Consider the following 15,114-nt stretch of genomic DNA (forward strand, 5'->3'; position numbering starts at 1 on the left):
CTCGACGACTTCGCCATCGACACCGCAGACGCTGTCGTGACCTGCCCGGCCGGACACACCGTGGGCCTGTCCGACCCCGGCGGGCAGCACCACCAACGCAAAGCCTCTTTCGGGGGCTTATGCACCGGATGCCACCTGCGCGAGCGATGCACCAAAGCCAGGGCCGGACGCATCCTGACCATCCGCCCGCACCACGACCTCCAGACAGCCGCCCGCCACCAGGCCGCCACCGACCCCGGCTGGCAGGCCGACTACCGCCGCTGGCGGCCCCCGGTCGAACGAGCCGTCGCCTGGCTCGTCCACCACGGCAACCGGCGCCTGCGTTACCGCGGCACCATCAAGAACGACACCTGGCTCCACACCCGGGCCGCCGCCCTCAACCTCCGCCGACTGATCAACCTCGGACTCACCCACACCAGTGGCACCTGGCACATCGCACCGGCCGGTGCATGACCGCAGGGGCTGTCCGGCCTCACGGCCGGACAGCCCCTCACCAAGATCTTCATCGGCCTTCTAGTCGCTGTCGGCAGAAGGGGCGGGGGCGTCCCCGGCGTCCTCGGGGGCCTCGGCGTCCTCCGTGGCCTCGCGGCTGGCGAGTTCGTGGAAGACGTGGTCGGCCTCCTCACGCAGCAGCCGTGCCGTGCGGGTGTCGCCCTTGCCGTGTTCGGCGGAGCCGAGGTCGCGGAGGGTGCGGGCGCGCCACAGGGGGAGGTCCAGTTTCTCCCAGAGGCCGAGGGCCTGTCGCAGGACGTCCGCCGCGGACTGCCAGTCGGACGCGGCGAGGTGCCATTCGCCGAGCGTCCGCAGGACGAGGGCCTCCCCGAACATGTCCTGGCGCTCGCGGGTCAAGTCCAGGCAGCGGTCGAGGCGTTCGCGGGACTCGGCCATCCGGCCCTGCCGGAACTCGACCTTGGCGAGGGACTGGCTCGCGTACATCACGCCGTACGCGTCGCCCGTCTCCTCGAAGATGGCGAGCGATCCGCGCAGCAGCGACTCCGCCGCGCCCAGGTCGCCCTGCGCCCGGTGGCACAGGGCCTGGGCGCGCAGGGTGAGGGCCACTCCGTGCCGGTCGCGTGCCGCCGCGTACAGCTGGTGGGACCTGGACAGGACGTCCCACGCCTCCTCGTAGCGGCCCTGGTCGCGGTACACGCACCCCATGCCGTACAGCACATGGGCCGTGAAGGCGTCGTCCTCCGCCTCCCGGTGCTGTGCGAGGGCCGCCGCCAGCAAGGTCAACGCCTCCTCGAAGCGGGCCTGTTCGCGGCGTGCCGCGCCCATGCCGGCCAGGGTCTCCGCGCGCCCGCGCGGTACGTCCCGGTCCTCGAAGAGGCGCAGCGCTGCGGCGAAAAGGGCGTACGCGTCGTCGAAACGGTCCTGTTCCAGGCGGAGTTGGCCGAGACCTTGCAACAGCCAGGCCTCGCCCTCCACGTCGCCGCCGCGGCGTGCCGCCTCCAGGGCGACGTCGTGGGAGCGGGACCAGGCGTCGAAGCGGTTGTAGAGCGCGGCGGAGGCCGCCATCAGGGCGGCTGCCAGTTCCCGCGCGGCGTCGAGCATGCCGTGCTCCGCGCAGTGCGTCACCGCGGCGAGCAGACAACGTTGTTCGGCGGCGAACCAGGCGGTGGGCTCGGCGGCCGGGTGGGCCGCCCGGTCCGCCGGACGGGGCGAGAAGGGCGACGCCGAACGGGAGGCCAGGTTCAGCGTCTCGTAGAGCGAGTCGTGCGCCGTGCCGGTCGGGAGCGGGAAGAGGCGTGACGCGCCGCCGGGGCCGCGGGCCGCCGCGCTGCGCGCCATGTCCAGCCAGCGGTCCACGAGCCGGCGCACCGCGGCCTCGCGGTCCGGTCCGTCCTCGTCGGCGAGACAGCGCTCGCGGGCGTGCTCGCGCGCCAGGTCGTGGATGCGGTAACGGGTCCTGCCGGTCTCGTCGGTGCGGACCACCTCCACGAAGTAGCAGTCCACGAGCCGCTCCACCGCCTCCTCCGCCTCGTCGGCGGTGACGTCGAGGAGCGGTCCCGCGACCCAGGCGGCGAAGTCCGGCAGATCCAGCAACGCCAGTCGGCGCAGGGCGCGTTGCTCCTGCGCGCCGAGGTCGGCGTAGCCGAGTCCGAGGCTCGCGCGCACCTCCAGGTCGCCGGCCTGGAGTTCGTCCAGGCGGCGGCGCTCGTCGCGCAGCCGGGCGGCGAGCCGGGACGGCGTCCAGTGCGGGCGCGCGGCCAGCCGGGCCCCGGCGATACGGACGGCGAGGGGGAGCCGTCCGCACAGGGCGACGATCTCGGCGGCCTGCGCGGGGTCCACGGTGGGCCGGGCCGGGCCGGCCACGCGGGCCAGCAGGTCGAGGGCCTCCGCCCGGGAGGGCACGTCGAGGTCGAGGTGGGCCGCGCCTTCCAGCGCGACCAGCCGACGGCGGCTGGTGATCAGCACGGCGGAGCCGCCGCCCGGGGGCAGCAGCGGGCGCAGCAGCGCCTCGTTGACAGCGTTATCGAGGATCAGCAGCACCCGGCGGCGCGCGATGTGCGTGCGGTAGAGCCCGAGGAGGTCCTCCTCGTCGCCGGCGGGCGTGTCGGGGTCCACGCCGAGGGCGCGCAGCAGCCGGGCGAGGGCGTCGGCGGTCCGTACGGGTTCCAGGTCGGAGGCGCGCAGGTCGACGAAGAGCTGCCCGTCGGGGAAGAGCGCGGCGGTGCGGTGGCCCACGTGGACGGCGAGCGCGGTCTTGCCGGTGCCCGACCGGCCGGAGACGACGCCGATGGGCGGCGCGGTGCGCTGCGGGTCCCGTACCCGTTCCAACACGGCCGTCGCCCAGGCGATCTGCTCCGACCGTCCGGCGAAGTCGGATACGTCCGGGGGGAGTTGGGAGGGTGCGGGACGTCGGCCCGTCGCGTCGTGGGGCGGTTCGTCGCCGTCCCGCGGGTGCGGGAGCGGGGGGTCGTCGTCGCCGGCGGCGCGCGGCGGGTCCGCGGGCTGCGCCGGCAAGTTCGGCGTACGGGCGGCGGGCGCGGGACGACGCCGGCCGGGAGCGCCGAGCACGGCGGTGTCCGCCCGCAGCAACGCCTGGTGCAGGGCGCGCAGTTCCGGCCCCGGGTCGATGCCGAGTTCGGTACGCAGGAGGCGGCGGCCCTCGTCGTAGGAGCGCAGCGCGTCGGCGACCCGGCCGGTGCGGAACAGCGCGGTCATCAACTGGCCGCGGGGGCGCTCGCGCAGCGGGTGGGCGGCGACATGGGCGACGAGTTCGGCGACGAGGTCCGTGCGGCGGTCCAGGTCGAGTTCGGCGGCGTAACGGAACTCCTGTGCCTCCAGCCGGAGTTCACGCAGGCGCATGGATTCGACGCGGGCGAAGGACTGACTCAGGCCTTCGAGGGCGTCCTGTCCGCGCCACAACCGCAGCGCCGCCTCCAGGGTGTCGACGGCCTCCTCGGCCCGGCCGTCCAGCGCCGCCTGCCGGCCGGCGGCGTACGCGGCCTCGAAGCGGCGGGCGTCGACGGCGGTGGGCGGCAGGTCCGCCACGTATCCCGGCGACCGGGTGCCGATCACGCCGTCGCCCGCCGTGCCCGCCAGCGCGCGGCGCAGACCCGACACATGGGTGGCGACGAGCGCCCGCGCGGTGGCGGGCGGCTCCTCCTCCCACACCAGGTCGACCAGACGCTCGGCGGAGAGAACTTCACCCAGATGAATGACGAGCGCCGTCAGTATGGCCTTCGGTTTGGCGCCGTTGAGCGGAATCCGCTTTCCCTCGTTCGACACCTCGACAGGGCCCAGAAGGCGAACGTCCACCGCATCCCCCGTTTTCGCGTTTCCGCAGTCGGGGACAAGATACCGGCGCCCGCAGACAGGCATGCCTCATCCCGGACTGCCCTTTTTCACACGGCAGACCGGCGTGAACGGCGCTTGGCCGGAATTCGACGGATGTCCGGTGGGATTTCCCCCCAATCGGAGAAAGAGACTGTCCGACTTCCAGTGGGGGACGGAACCGGAGGGGCCGCCGTATGAGCGCCGGACGCCCTGCCGATTTCCCGGAATACGTCCTGCTGCATGCCTTCTACAGATGCGATGCAGACGGCATGCAGGCGGCATGCAGAAGATCTGCATCGCTTCTGCAGAGGGCCCGCCGACGCTGTGAGCGTGACAGAACTCATCCTGCTCTCGGATCGGCGTGTGGCCGAGACTCCCGTCGTCGAGAACGGCGAGCCTCTGGTCGACGCCCGGGACGTCGCCGTCCTGCGCGTCGACGCCCGCAAGGCCGACGCCGACGGCTCGTACGCCCATGTCCGGGCCGGCGTCCTGCGCCGTCTGCTGCTCGCCCAGGGCGCGCTGCCCTCGGGCGTCCGCCTGCTGCTGGTGGAGGGGTTCCGGCCGCCGGCGTTGCAGCGCAGCTACTTCGACGCGTACTCGGCCACGCTGCGCTCCGCCCACCCGGACGCCTCACCGGCCCGTATCCGTGAGCTGGCCAGCGCCTACATCTCGCCCCCGGAGGTCGCGCCGCACGTCAGCGGCGGCGCGGTCGACCTGACCCTGTGCACCGAGGACGGGACGGAACTCCCCCTCGGCACCGAGGTCAACGCCACCCCGGAGGAGAGCGAGGGCGGCTGCCGCACCGCCGCGACCAACATCGACGCCGAGGCACGGGCCAACCGCCTGCTGATGCACCGGGCGATGACGGTGGCGGGCTTCGTCAACTACCCGACCGAGTGGTGGCACTGGTCGTACGGCGACCGGTACTGGGCGCTGCTGACCGAGGCGCCCGCGGCCGAGTACGGGCCCACCGCCCGCCCCGGCCGGTAGCCCGCCACGACCACCACAGCGACGGCGACCGCGACGCGCAAGCGGAAAGCGACAGCGACAGCGACAGCGACAGCACCGTGCGACAGACCCGGGGGAACACCGTGCAGACCACGTACATCACGCCGACACCGCCGACGACCACGACCGCCGCAGTCGCCCTGGAAGGCAGCGGCGTCGACCACATGACCGCCGCCGAGTTCGACGAGGCGTTCACCGCGGTGATGCCGAGACTTCGACGCCGGCTGCTGGCGCTGACCGGCGATCCGCACGACGCCGACGACCTGCTCCAGGAGACCTACGTACGGCTCTCCCACCGGGCCCGGGCCCGCACCCTGGCCCGTCAGCAGCAGCCGTACGCCTACACCTGCGCGGCGGCGCTGAACCTGCTGCGCGACTCCTGGCGGCACCCCTCGCGCCGTGAGCACTGCACCGACCGGCTGCCCGAGCGGAGCTGGGACGGCGGTTTCGCGGTCAGGGAGGCGGAGACGGCGGCGGCCTCGCTGCTGCGCGGGCTGTCGCCCAAGGAGGCGGCCGCCGTGATCCTCGTCGACATCGAGGGGCTGACCCACGACATGGCGGGCGAACGGCTCGGCGCGCACCGCGGCACCGTCCAGCGCAACCGCATGCGCGGGCTCGCCAAAATGCGCGCCGCGCTCGACGCATACGAAACCGCCGCCACCGCCGTCTCCTCCACGAAGGCCGACGAAGCCGCCCGGCGCCCGTCGGCGGCGTGCGCCTGAGGCAGTCCGACCACCTGCCTCACCCGTACGTGTGCCTCACCCTCCACCCACCTCGTCCGTTGATCAACCGCGTGCGCCCGCCGCACCGCCCGACGACTCGGCCCCGGCATCCGGCATCCGGCATCCGGCATCCGGCATCCGGCACGCCACCGTTCACCACGCATCACCCATCACCCATCACCCATCACCTGCCACAGCACGACCTGAATCGGGGACCACATGCGCCGCACACTCCGCGCCCACCACGCGCACCGCGCACACCGCACCCTCGCGACGGCCGGAGGACTGCTCCTCGCGACCGCGCTCGCCTGCACCGGCACCGCGTCGGCCGCCACGGCCGCCGTGCCCGCCGCGTCCACGGCCGCTGCCGCGGCAGCCGCCGCCGACTGCCGCGCGCTGACCGGCGCGTCGGCCCAAGCGCAGGCCGTCGTCAATGCCGCGTGCTCCCAGATCGGGGTGCCGTACTCCTGGGGCGGCGGCTCCATCCACGGGCCGACGTACGGTCAGGACTACCCGGGCGGCGGCCCCGGCGCCCACGACAGTCAGGTCAGGGGCTTCGACTGCTCGCACCTCGTGCAGTACGCGGCGTGGCAGGGCGCCGGCATCCACCTGCCCGAGGGCTCCTGGAACCAGGCCCAGTGGAGCGGCGCCACGGCCCGGTTCTCGCGGGCCGACGGCCTCGCCCCGTTGCAGCCGGGCGACCTGCTGCTGTGGGGATCGAACCCGGCGAACCTCAACAGCGTCCACCACATCGCCATCTACCTCGGCAACGGCAAGATGGTCGAGGCCCGGGAGTCCGGGACGCTGGTGATGGTCAGCGACGTCCGGATGAACGCCCAGTACGCGGGCGCCCTGCGCGTCGTCGGCGGGAACGAGCAGCCGCCGCCGAACACGAAGCGGTTCATGACCTGGGGCACCGGGGTGAGCCTGCGTCCGGACCCCAGCACCCGCAGGCCCCCGGTCGGCACCCTGCCCGGCCCCACCGCCGTGGACGTCCAGTGCCAGACGCACGGCGAGATGGTCAACGCCGAGGGCTACAGCAACGACGCCTGGTCGTACCTGCCGAAGTACAAGGCCTGGATCTCGAACATCTACATCGACGACCCGGCGGCCTGGCTGCCCGGCGTGCCCGCCTGCTGAACCGGCGTGCCCCACTGCTGAACCCGGCTCCGCTCCGCCCGATGCCGCTCTGTCCGATCCCACACGTACGGAGAAGAACCCGACATGCGCGTACTCGTCCACAGCAAGCGCAAGCGCACCCAGTTCGCCGGCCTGTTCACCGCCGCGCTCGCCGCGGCGGGGCTGGTCCCGCTCACGGCCGGCGCCGCCGACGCCGCCCCTCCCGCGAAGCCCGCCGACTACGCCGGTTCCTGCCCGACCGCCGGCACGGTCACCCAGTGGTGGCACTCCGGCCACGACGGCGTCGACATCGCCAACAACCGCGGCACGCCGATCTACTCGACCGGCCCCGGCACGGTCATCGCCTCGGGGCCCGCGAGCGGCTACGGCCAGTGGATCCGCATCCGGCACGACGACGGCACCGTCACCGAGTACGGCCACATGTATGAGCGGCTGGTCTCCGTGAACCAGCAGGTGAGCAGCGGTCAGTTGATCGCCCGGATGGGCTCCGAGGGCGACTCCTCCGGCAACCACCTGCACTTCGAGGCGCACAGCTCCACGTCCAGCACCCGCGGCATGGACCCGGTGCCGTACCTGGCGGCGCGGGGCGTGGGCCTGCCGTGCACCCCGGGGGGCGGCGGCGGTCAGCCGGGGACCAACTTCACCACCTGGGGAACCTCCGTGCGGGTGCGGGCGGACGCGCGGCTGAACGCGGCGGTCGTGCGCACGCTGACCGGGCCGACGCCGGTGTACGTGGAGTGCCAGAAGCGCGGTGACCTGGTCAACGCCGAGGGCTACAGCAACGACGCCTGGTCCTACATCCCGGCGCTCGGCGGTTACATCACCAACATCTACATCGACCACCCGGCCGCCTGGCTGCCGGGCGTGCGGGAGTGCTGAGCGCGCTTCCCGCACGGGAGGGGCGTCGCGGCGGGCCGTCCGGCCGGCCGCGGCGCCCCTCGCCACGGAGAGCGCTCAGGCCTCGACCAGCGTGACGTCCTGCTGGTGCGTGGCGTGGAAGTGGGGCAGGGGCACGATGCCCTGCGGGCGGAGCTCCATCAGCGTGGCCTCGACGCGCGCCGTGCCGGGCTTGAGCGAGCTCGGCCTCGGCCTGCCGGTGTTCGCCCAGCGGTGCTCCGCGCCGTCGCACACCGCGCGGGTGCCGCCGATGCCGTAGCTCTGGGACGAGGGGTCCTGGCCGAGGGAGGAGCTGACGAACACCGGGCCGGTGCCCTCGAGGCAGCGGTAGGTGCCGGTGAGGGTGACGGTGCCGTCCGCGGCGAGGCTGCCGGTCGCGTCGACGGTGACGGTCTCGGCGGCGGCAGCGGGGGCGGGGTCCGCGGCGGCGGACGGGGCCGGGACGGCCAGCAGGAGCAGGGCGGCGCCGACGGCCGCGGTGAGGGCGGGACGCAAGGACATGGATGGCCTCCGGTTGTGGGGGATTCCACTGGTACCGGGCGACCGCCCCCGCGCCGGTGACCGTCACCCCTTCGGTGGCGAGTCTGCACCGGGCGTCGGCGAACGGTCGTGGAGTCGTCCCGGTGCTGTCACGGTCCGCGGCGGCCCCTGGCGGCGGCCGTCCGGCGGGCGCATGGTCGTCCTACGGGGCCCGCCGGACGGCCGGTCCCACCGACGTGGAGGTGCGCCATGTGTTCCCACCAGTCTCCGAGCGCCGCGGCCGACGTCCACTCCGCGAACGTCCACTCCGCGCACGTCGTCGCCGCCCACCCCGAGCAGGGCTGGAGCCTGCTGTGCGACGGGACGATCGTCTTCGACGACTCCGGCGAACTGCTCCCCGACGGCCGCGTCGTGGCGCCGCATCGCGCGATCGCCGACCGGCTGGCCGTCGCGGCCTGATCAGGACCGGTCACCGAGGACCGCGAACCCGTCGAGTTCGACGAGGGCGTCCTCGTCCCACAGTCGCACGATCCCGACGACCGCCATCGCCGGGTAGTCCCGGCCCGCCAACCTCCGCCAGACGGAGCCGAGTTCGGCGGCCCGGGTCCGATAGGCGGCGACGTCCGTGACGTAGACCGTGACCCGCGCCAGGTCCGCGGGAGTGCCGCCGGCCGCGGTGAGGGCGGTCAACAGGTTGGCGAGGGCCCGCTCGAACTGGTCCGTGAGCGTATCCCCGACCACCTTGCCGTCCCGGTCCAGGGCGGTCTGGCCGGCCAGGAACACCACGCGGGAGCCGGTGGCGACGACGGCGTGGGAGAAGCCGGTGGGCGGGGACAACTCCGGGGGGTTGACGCGCTCGACGCTCACCGCGCCGCCCTCGCGGCCGACTGAGCGCCTGCCTCCCCGGCCGACTCCGCGCCTGCCTCCACGCCGGACTCCAGGCCTGCCTCCCCGCCGGTCTTCAACTCCGCTTCCTGCACCTGCCCTTCGCGCAGCTCCCGGTACAACTCCCGTGCGATGATCCCCCGTTGCACCTCGCTCGCCCCCTCGTAGATCCGTGGCGCCCGCACCTCGCGGTACAGGTGCTCCAGCAGATGACCCCGGCGCAGCGCCCGCGCCCCGTGCAACTGGACGGCCGTGTCGACGACATACTGCGCGGTCTCGGTGGCGAGCAGCTTGGCCATGGCGGCGCGGCGCGGGACGCCGGGGTCGCCGTCGTCGTACGCGCTCGCCGCCGCGTAGACCATCAAGCGGGCCGCCTCGGTGCGCAGGGCCATCTCGGCGACCTGGTGGGCGACCGTCTGGAGGTCCCTCAACTTGCCGCCGAACGCCGGGCGTCGGTCGGTGTGGGCGAGGGTGGCGTCCAGGGCGGCGCGGGCCATGCCGACCGCGAACGCGCCGACGCTGGGGCGGAAGAGGTCGAGGGTGGTCATGGCCACGCGGAAGCCGTGGCCGGGTTCGCCCAGCACGTCGGCCGCCGTGACGGGGACGGCGTCGAAGCGCAGCGCGCCGATGGGGTGCGGGGAGAGCATGTCGAGGGCGGAGCCGGTCAGGCCGGGGCGGTCCGCGGGGAGGAGGAACGCGGTGACGCCGCGGGCCCCGGCGCCCTCGGCGGTGCGGGCGAAGACGGTGTAGAGGTCGGCTTCGGGGGCGTTGGAGATCCAGCACTTCTCGCCGGTCAGCCGCCAGCCGTCGGGTCCGTCGGGCTCGGCCGCCAGGCTGAGGGCCGCCGCGTCCGAGCCGGCGCCCGGCTCGCTCAGGGCGAACGCGGCCACCGCGCCGCCGTCGGCGACGCGGGGCAGCCAGCGCTCCCGCTGGGCGGCGGTGCCGTGGGCGTGCACGGGGTGCGCGCCGAGGCCCTGGAGGGCGAGGGCGGTCTCCGCCTCGGTGCAGGCGTAGGCGAGGGACTCGCGCATCAGGCAGAGGTCGACCGCGCCGGAGGTGAACAGGCGGGACAGCAGGCCCAGCCGGCCGAGTTCGGCGACGAGCGGCCGGTTGACGCGGCCGGGCTCGCCCTCGTCCGCGAGGGGGCGCAGCCGGTCGGCGGCCAGCGCGCGCAGTTCGGCGCACCAGGCGGCCTGTTCCGGTTCGAGCGAGAATGCGGACATCGTCGGCCCTTCTCTGCGACGGCTCCCTCGGGCTCTGCTCGTTCCCCTCCCCGACGGTATCGCGAGCCGTTGACTGTCGTCACCAACACGATACGCTCGGCGTGCGAGCCCACCACGACGCCCACCACGGCGCTTCTCGGCGCCCACCAAGGCAAGGGGGCGACCCACCATGAACGTCCCGCGACCCGCCGGGCAGGCCTCGGCCCACGTCGACACCTTCGCGCGCGATCACCTCCCGCCGCCCGAGCAGTGGCCCGAACTCAGCTTCGACCTGCCGGAGCTGCGCTACCCCGAACGGCTGAACTGCGCCGCCGAGCTCCTGACCGGCCCCGCCGACGGCCGTCCCGTGTTCCACTCCCCCGCCGGCCCCGCCTGGACGTACGGCGAGCTGCGCGCCCGCGTCGACCGGCTGGCGCGGCTGCTCACCGGCGACCTCGGGATCGTCCCCGGCAACCGGGTGCTGCTGCGCGGGCCGACCACGCCGTGGCTGGCGGCGTGCTGGCTGGCGGTGCTGAAGGCGGGCGCGATCGCGGTCACCGTGCTGGCCCAGCAGCGCCCGCAGGAGCTGCGCACGATGTGCGAGATCGCCCGGGTGCGGCACGCCCTGTGCGACATCCGGGCCGTCGACGACCTCGCCAAGGCGGAGATCCCCGGCCTGCGGATCACGACGTACGGCGGTGACGCCCCCGACGACCTGCTGCGCAGGCCGGGGTCCCACGCGCCGTTCCGGGCCGTGGACACCGCCGCCGACGACGTGGCGCTGATCGCCTTCACCTCCGGCACCACCGGGCGGCCCAAGGGGTGCATGCACCTCCACCGGGACGTGCTCGCGACAGCCGACACCTTCTCCGCACACGTACTGAGACCGCACGAGGACGATGTGTTCGCCGGCAGTCCCCCGCTCGGTTTCACCTTCGGCCTCGGCGGGCTGCTCGTCTTCCCGCTGCGGGCCGGCGCGAGCGCGCTGCTGCTCGAACAGGCGGGCCCGAAGCAGCTGTTGCCGGCGATCGCCGCCCATCGGGTGTCCGTGCTGTTCACCGCGCCGACCGCGTACCGGGCGATGCTCGAGGACCTCAACGGACGGGACGGCCACGGCGGGCACGACCTCTCCTCGCTGCGCCGCTGCGTCTCCGCCGGCGAGAACCTGCCCGCCGCGACCTGGCGTGCCTGGCACGAGCGGACCGGGCTGCGGCTGATCAACGGCATCGGCGCCACCGAGCTGCTGCACATCTTCATCTCCGCCGCCGACGAGCGGATCCGGCCCGGCACGACCGGCGTCCCCGTCCCCGGCTGGCACGCGCGCGTGCAGGACGAGCGGGGCGAGCCCGTGCCCGACGGGCGGCCCGGACTGCTCGCGGTGCGCGGCCCGGTCGGCTGCCGCTATCTGGCCGACGCCCGGCAGCGGGAGTACGTGCGCGACGGGTGGAACCTCACCGGTGACATGTATGTCCGTGAGAGCGACGGTTACTTCCGCTATGTCGCCCGCGCCGACGACATGATCGTCTCCGCCGGCTACAACATCGCCGGCCCGGAGGTCGAGGAGGCGCTGCTGCGGCATCCGGACGTCGTCGAGGCGGCGGTGGTCGGACGGCCGGACGAGGCGCGGGGCCAGGTCGTCGTGGCGTTCGCGGTCCTGCGGGCGGGGGCGCGGCGGGACGCGGAGTCCCTGCGGGCCTTCGTTAAGGCGGAGTTGGCGCCGTACAAGTGTCCGCGCGAGATCGTCTTCCTGGACGCGCTGCCGCGCACCGCGACCGGCAAGCTCCAGCGGTTCAGGCTGCGCACGGGCGGCGACAGCGGCGCCGACGCCGATGCGGGCACCCATGGTGACCAGCAGTAATACCGACGACCTAAGATGATCAACGTGTCCGACCAGCCCGCACCCCGGTCTCTCATCGTCACGCTCTACGGCGCGTACGGCCGTTTCGCGCCGGGCCCCGTGCCCGTCGCCGAGCTGATCCGGCTGCTCGCCGCGGTCGGCGTGGACGCGCCGTCCGTGCGCTCCTCGGTGTCCAGACTGAAGCGCCGCGGGCTGCTCCTGCCGGCCCGTACGGCGCAGGGCGCGGCCGGGTACGAACTGTCGTCGGAGGCTCGGCAGTTGCTCGACGACGGTGACCGGCGGATCTACGCGGCCGTGCCGCCCGGCGACGAGGGCTGGGTGCTGGCGGTGTTCTCCGTGCCGGAATCGGAGCGGCAGAAACGGCATGTGCTGCGGTCCCGGCTGGCCGGGCTCGGCTTCGGCACGGCCGCGCCGGGCGTGTGGATCGCCCCCGCCCGTCTCTACGAGGAGACCCGGCACACGCTGGAGCGGCTGCGGCTGGACGCGTACGTCGACTTCTTCCGCGGTGAGCACCTGGGGTTCGCGCCGACCGTCGACGCCGTCGGCCGCTGGTGGGACCTGGCCGCCGTCGCCAAGCAGCACGAGGGGTTCCTCGACCGTCACGCGGGCGTGCTGCACGCCTGGCAGCGGCGCGGGGACACCCCGCCGGAGGAGGCGTACCGCGACTACCTCCTCGCTCTGGACGCCTGGCGTCATCTCCCGTACGCCGACCCCGGGTTGCCCGACCGTCTGCTGCCCGCCGACTGGCCGGGGACCCGCTCGGCGGCCGTCTTCCGGGGTCTGCACGAGCGGCTGCGGGACGCGGGGGCCGAGTTCGCCGGAGTTGAACCGCCGGCGTGATTCAACTGCCCAGCGTCAGACGGGGCTTGGGGGCGTCGGTGCGGCCGGTCCGGGGCGGCCGGCTGCCCGACCGGTACGGCGCCGGCCAGACGACGCCGGGGCCGTCGTAGCCCTGCTCGGCGGCGGCGTGCAGGGTCCAGTGCGGGTCGTAGAGGTGGGGGCGGGCCAGGGCGCAGAGGTCGGCGCGGCCGGCGAGGATCAGTGAGTTGACGTCGTCCCAGGAGGAGATCGCACCGACGGCGATCACCGGGAGGCCCACCGTGTTGCGGATCATGTCCGCGAAGGGCGTCTGGTACGACCGGCCGAACTCCGGCTTCTCCTCGGCGACGACCTGGCCCGTCGACACGTCGATGGCGTCGGCCCCGTGCGCGGCGAAGGCGCGGGCGATCTCGACGGCGTCCTGAGCCGTGGTGCCGCCCTCGGCCCAGTCGGTGGCGGAGATCCGGACCGTCATCGGCCGTTCCTCGGGCCACACCCCGCGTACGGCGTCGAAGACCTCCAGCGGGAAGCGGAGCCGCCTGGCGAGCGAGCCGCCGTAGGCGTCGGTGCGGCGGTTGGTGAGCGGGGAGAGGAAGCCGGACAGCAAGTAGCCGTGCGCGCAGTGCAGTTCGAGCAGGTCGAAGCCGGCGCGGGCGGCCCGCCAGGCGGCTGCCGTGAACTGTTCGCGCAGGTCGGTGAGTTGGGCGCGGGTCAGCTCGCGCGGTGTCTGGCTGCCCGGCTTGTACGGGAGCGCGGAGGCGGCCACCAGCGGCCAGTTGCCGTCGGGCAGCGGTTCGTCCATGCCGTCCCACATCAGCCGGGTCGAGCCCTTGCGGCCGGAGTGGCCGAGCTGGACGCCGATCGCCGCGCCCGGGGCCCGGGTGTGCACGAAGTCGGTGATCCGCCGCCAGGCCTCGACCTGCTTGCCGGTGTAGAGGCCGGTGCAGCCGGGGGTGATCCGGCCCTGCTCGCTGACGCACACCATCTCCGTCATCACCAGCGCGGCCCCGCCGAGGGCGCGGGAGCCGAGGTGGACGAGGTGGAAGTCGCCGGGGAGGCCGTCGGCCGCCGAGTACATGTCCATCGGGGAGACGACGACCCGGTTGCGCAGGGTCAGGCCGCGCAGCCGGAACGGGGTGAACATCGGGGGTGTGCCGGGCGGGCAGCCGAACTCCCGCTCCACGCCGTCGGTGAAGCGGGCGTCGCGCAGTCGCAGGTTGTCGTGGGTGACGCGGCGGCTGCGGGTGAGGAGGTTGAAGGCGAAGCGGCGGGGCGGCTGGTCGGTGTAGCGGGCGAGGTCCTCGAACCACTCCAGGCTGGCGCGGGCGGCGCGCTGGGTGGAGGCGACGACGGGGCGGCGCTCTTCCTCGTAGGCGCTCAACGCCTGTTGCAGCGAGGGCTGTTCCTCCAGGCACGCGGTCAGGGCGAGGGCGTCCTCGACGGCGAGCTTGGTGCCCGAGCCGATGGAGAAGTGGGCGGTGTGGGCGGCGTCGCCGAGCAGCACCGTGTTGCCGTGCGACCAGCGCTCGTTGACCACCGTGCGGAAGGTCGTCCACGCGGAGCGGTGGGAGCGCAGCGGGCGTCCGCCCAGGGCGTCGGTGAAGATCTTCGCGCAGCGTTCGACGGACTCCTCCTCCCCCAGCTCCCCGAAGCCGGCCGCGAGCCATACCTCCTCGCGCATCTCGACGATCACCGTGGAGGCGTCGGGTGCGTAGGGGTAGCCGTGCAGTTGCATCACGCCGTGCTCGGTCTCGGCGATCTCGAAGCGGAAGGCGTCGAAGGCGAAGTCGGCGGCGAGCCAGATGTACCGGCAGCGGTGGTTCACCACGTGGGGGCGGAACGCGTGGGCGTAGTGGTCGCGGGTGGTGCTGTGCACGCCGTCGGCGGCGATGACGAGGTCGTACGTCTCGGCGAGGCGCTCCGCGGGTGGGGCGGGGGTGTGAAAGCGGAGGTCCGCTCCCAGGGCGCGGCAGCGGTCCTGGAGGATCTCCAGGAGCTTCTTTCTGCCGACGGCCGCGAAGCCGTGGCCTCCGGCGGTCTGGCGGAGGCCGCGGTGGACGATGTCTATGTCGTCCCAGCGGGTGAACTCCCGTTCCAGGGCGGCGTACACGACGGGGTCGGCGTTCTCCACGCCGCCGAGGGTCTCGTCGGAGAGGACGACGCCGAAGCCGAAGGTGTCGCCGGGGGCGTTGCGCTCCCAGAGGGTCACCTCGCGGTGGGCGTCGCGGTGTTTCAGCAGGGCTGCGGCGTAGAGGCCTGCGGGGCCGCCGCCGACGATCGCGATGCGACGGGGGTGGTTCATCTCGTCACGCGGCTGCGG

General features: G+C 73.8%; 13 protein-coding genes. 8 read left to right on the top strand and 5 right to left on the bottom strand.

Features of this window, described 5'->3' with window-relative positions; all coding sequences use genetic code 11:
- Nucleotides 1-453, top strand: a 453-nt coding sequence (locus ACFYX4_RS34800) for a transposase (protein WP_389342124.1), incomplete at its 5' end; no start/stop codon positions are given.
- 60 nt (nucleotides 454-513) lie between these two features.
- Here ACFYX4_RS34800 and ACFYX4_RS34805 read toward each other — a convergent pair.
- The gene (locus ACFYX4_RS34805; protein ID WP_389342127.1) at nucleotides 514-3,735 is read right to left on the bottom strand and encodes a BTAD domain-containing putative transcriptional regulator; all 3,222 of its coding nucleotides are present in this window, start codon (nucleotides 3,733-3,735) and stop codon (nucleotides 514-516) included.
- Nucleotides 3,736-4,113: 378 nt separating this feature from the next.
- Between ACFYX4_RS34805 and ACFYX4_RS34810 the strand changes: the two genes are divergently transcribed.
- The 4 genes from ACFYX4_RS34810 to ACFYX4_RS34825 all read left to right on the top strand — a co-directional run bounded on the left by ACFYX4_RS34810 (nucleotide 4,114) and on the right by ACFYX4_RS34825 (nucleotide 7,532).
- On the top strand, nucleotides 4,114-4,773 hold the full coding sequence (locus ACFYX4_RS34810) for a M15 family metallopeptidase (protein WP_389342130.1): 660 nt from the start codon (nucleotides 4,114-4,116) through the stop codon (nucleotides 4,771-4,773).
- Between the two features lie 101 nt (nucleotides 4,774-4,874).
- Nucleotides 4,875-5,513 (top strand): RNA polymerase sigma factor, encoded by a 639-nt coding sequence (locus ACFYX4_RS34815; protein ID WP_389342133.1) that lies wholly within the window; start codon nucleotides 4,875-4,877, stop codon nucleotides 5,511-5,513.
- Between the two features lie 219 nt (nucleotides 5,514-5,732).
- Nucleotides 5,733-6,653 (top strand): C40 family peptidase, encoded by a 921-nt coding sequence (locus ACFYX4_RS34820; protein ID WP_389342136.1) that lies wholly within the window; start codon nucleotides 5,733-5,735, stop codon nucleotides 6,651-6,653.
- A gap of 84 nt (nucleotides 6,654-6,737) precedes the next feature.
- Nucleotides 6,738-7,532, top strand: coding sequence for a M23 family metallopeptidase (locus ACFYX4_RS34825; RefSeq protein ID WP_389342139.1), 795 nt, complete (start codon nucleotides 6,738-6,740; stop codon nucleotides 7,530-7,532).
- A 75-nt stretch (nucleotides 7,533-7,607) separates the two neighbouring features.
- Here the strand turns inward: ACFYX4_RS34825 and ACFYX4_RS34830 are convergent, their stop codons facing one another.
- Nucleotides 7,608-8,051 carry a DUF6299 family protein gene (locus ACFYX4_RS34830; protein ID WP_389342142.1) on the bottom strand — a complete coding sequence of 148 codons (444 nt, stop codon included), beginning with the start codon at nucleotides 8,049-8,051 and terminating at the stop codon, nucleotides 7,608-7,610.
- A 228-nt stretch (nucleotides 8,052-8,279) separates the two neighbouring features.
- Between ACFYX4_RS34830 and ACFYX4_RS34835 the strand changes: the two genes are divergently transcribed.
- Nucleotides 8,280-8,489 (top strand): DUF5999 family protein, encoded by a 210-nt coding sequence (locus ACFYX4_RS34835; protein ID WP_389342145.1) that lies wholly within the window; start codon nucleotides 8,280-8,282, stop codon nucleotides 8,487-8,489.
- On the opposite strand, the gene ACFYX4_RS34840 is transcribed toward ACFYX4_RS34835, so the two are convergent.
- Nucleotides 8,490-8,897, bottom strand: coding sequence for a RidA family protein (locus ACFYX4_RS34840; protein WP_389342148.1), 408 nt, complete (start codon nucleotides 8,895-8,897; stop codon nucleotides 8,490-8,492). It abuts the gene before it with no gap.
- Entirely contained in the window at nucleotides 8,894-10,138 is a 1,245-nt protein-coding gene (locus ACFYX4_RS34845; RefSeq protein WP_389342151.1) for an acyl-CoA dehydrogenase family protein, read from the bottom strand. Before ACFYX4_RS34845 ends, ACFYX4_RS34840 begins: the two co-directional genes overlap by 4 nt.
- 169 nt (nucleotides 10,139-10,307) lie before the next feature.
- Here ACFYX4_RS34845 and ACFYX4_RS34850 point away from each other — a divergent pair, with 169 nt between their 5' ends.
- Nucleotides 10,308-11,975, top strand: coding sequence for an AMP-binding protein (locus ACFYX4_RS34850; RefSeq protein ID WP_389342154.1), 1,668 nt, complete (start codon nucleotides 10,308-10,310; stop codon nucleotides 11,973-11,975).
- 15 nt (nucleotides 11,976-11,990) lie between these two features.
- Complete coding sequence (locus tag ACFYX4_RS34855; protein WP_389342157.1) at nucleotides 11,991-12,815, top strand: PaaX family transcriptional regulator C-terminal domain-containing protein; 825 nt, start codon at nucleotides 11,991-11,993, stop codon at nucleotides 12,813-12,815.
- 1 nt (nucleotide 12,816) lies between these two features.
- On the opposite strand, the gene ACFYX4_RS34860 is transcribed toward ACFYX4_RS34855, so the two are convergent.
- Nucleotides 12,817-15,096, bottom strand: coding sequence for a bifunctional salicylyl-CoA 5-hydroxylase/oxidoreductase (locus ACFYX4_RS34860; protein ID WP_389342160.1), 2,280 nt, complete (start codon nucleotides 15,094-15,096; stop codon nucleotides 12,817-12,819).
- Nucleotides 15,097-15,114 lie beyond the last annotated feature (18 nt).

This window comes from Streptomyces sp. NPDC002328 (assembly GCF_042890065.1).
Classification (GTDB): domain Bacteria; phylum Actinomycetota; class Actinomycetes; order Streptomycetales; family Streptomycetaceae; genus Streptomyces.

Bases quoted from the DNA above. Each gene is read 5' to 3' on its own strand.
- ACFYX4_RS34820 (WP_389342136.1), top strand. From the start codon at position 5,733: ATGCGCCGCACACTCCGCGCCCACCACGCGCACCGCGCACACCGCACC.
- ACFYX4_RS34825 (WP_389342139.1), top strand. From the start codon at position 6,738: ATGCGCGTACTCGTCCACAGCAAGCGCAAGCGCACCCAGTTCGCCGGC.
- ACFYX4_RS34830 (WP_389342142.1), bottom strand. From the start codon at position 8,051: ATGTCCTTGCGTCCCGCCCTCACCGCGGCCGTCGGCGCCGCCCTGCTC.
- ACFYX4_RS34835 (WP_389342145.1), top strand. From the start codon at position 8,280: ATGTGTTCCCACCAGTCTCCGAGCGCCGCGGCCGACGTCCACTCCGCG.
- ACFYX4_RS34845 (WP_389342151.1), bottom strand. From the start codon at position 10,138: ATGTCCGCATTCTCGCTCGAACCGGAACAGGCCGCCTGGTGCGCCGAA.
- ACFYX4_RS34850 (WP_389342154.1), top strand. From the start codon at position 10,308: ATGAACGTCCCGCGACCCGCCGGGCAGGCCTCGGCCCACGTCGACACC.
- ACFYX4_RS34855 (WP_389342157.1), top strand. From the start codon at position 11,991: ATGATCAACGTGTCCGACCAGCCCGCACCCCGGTCTCTCATCGTCACG.
- ACFYX4_RS34860 (WP_389342160.1), bottom strand. From the start codon at position 15,096: ATGAACCACCCCCGTCGCATCGCGATCGTCGGCGGCGGCCCCGCAGGC.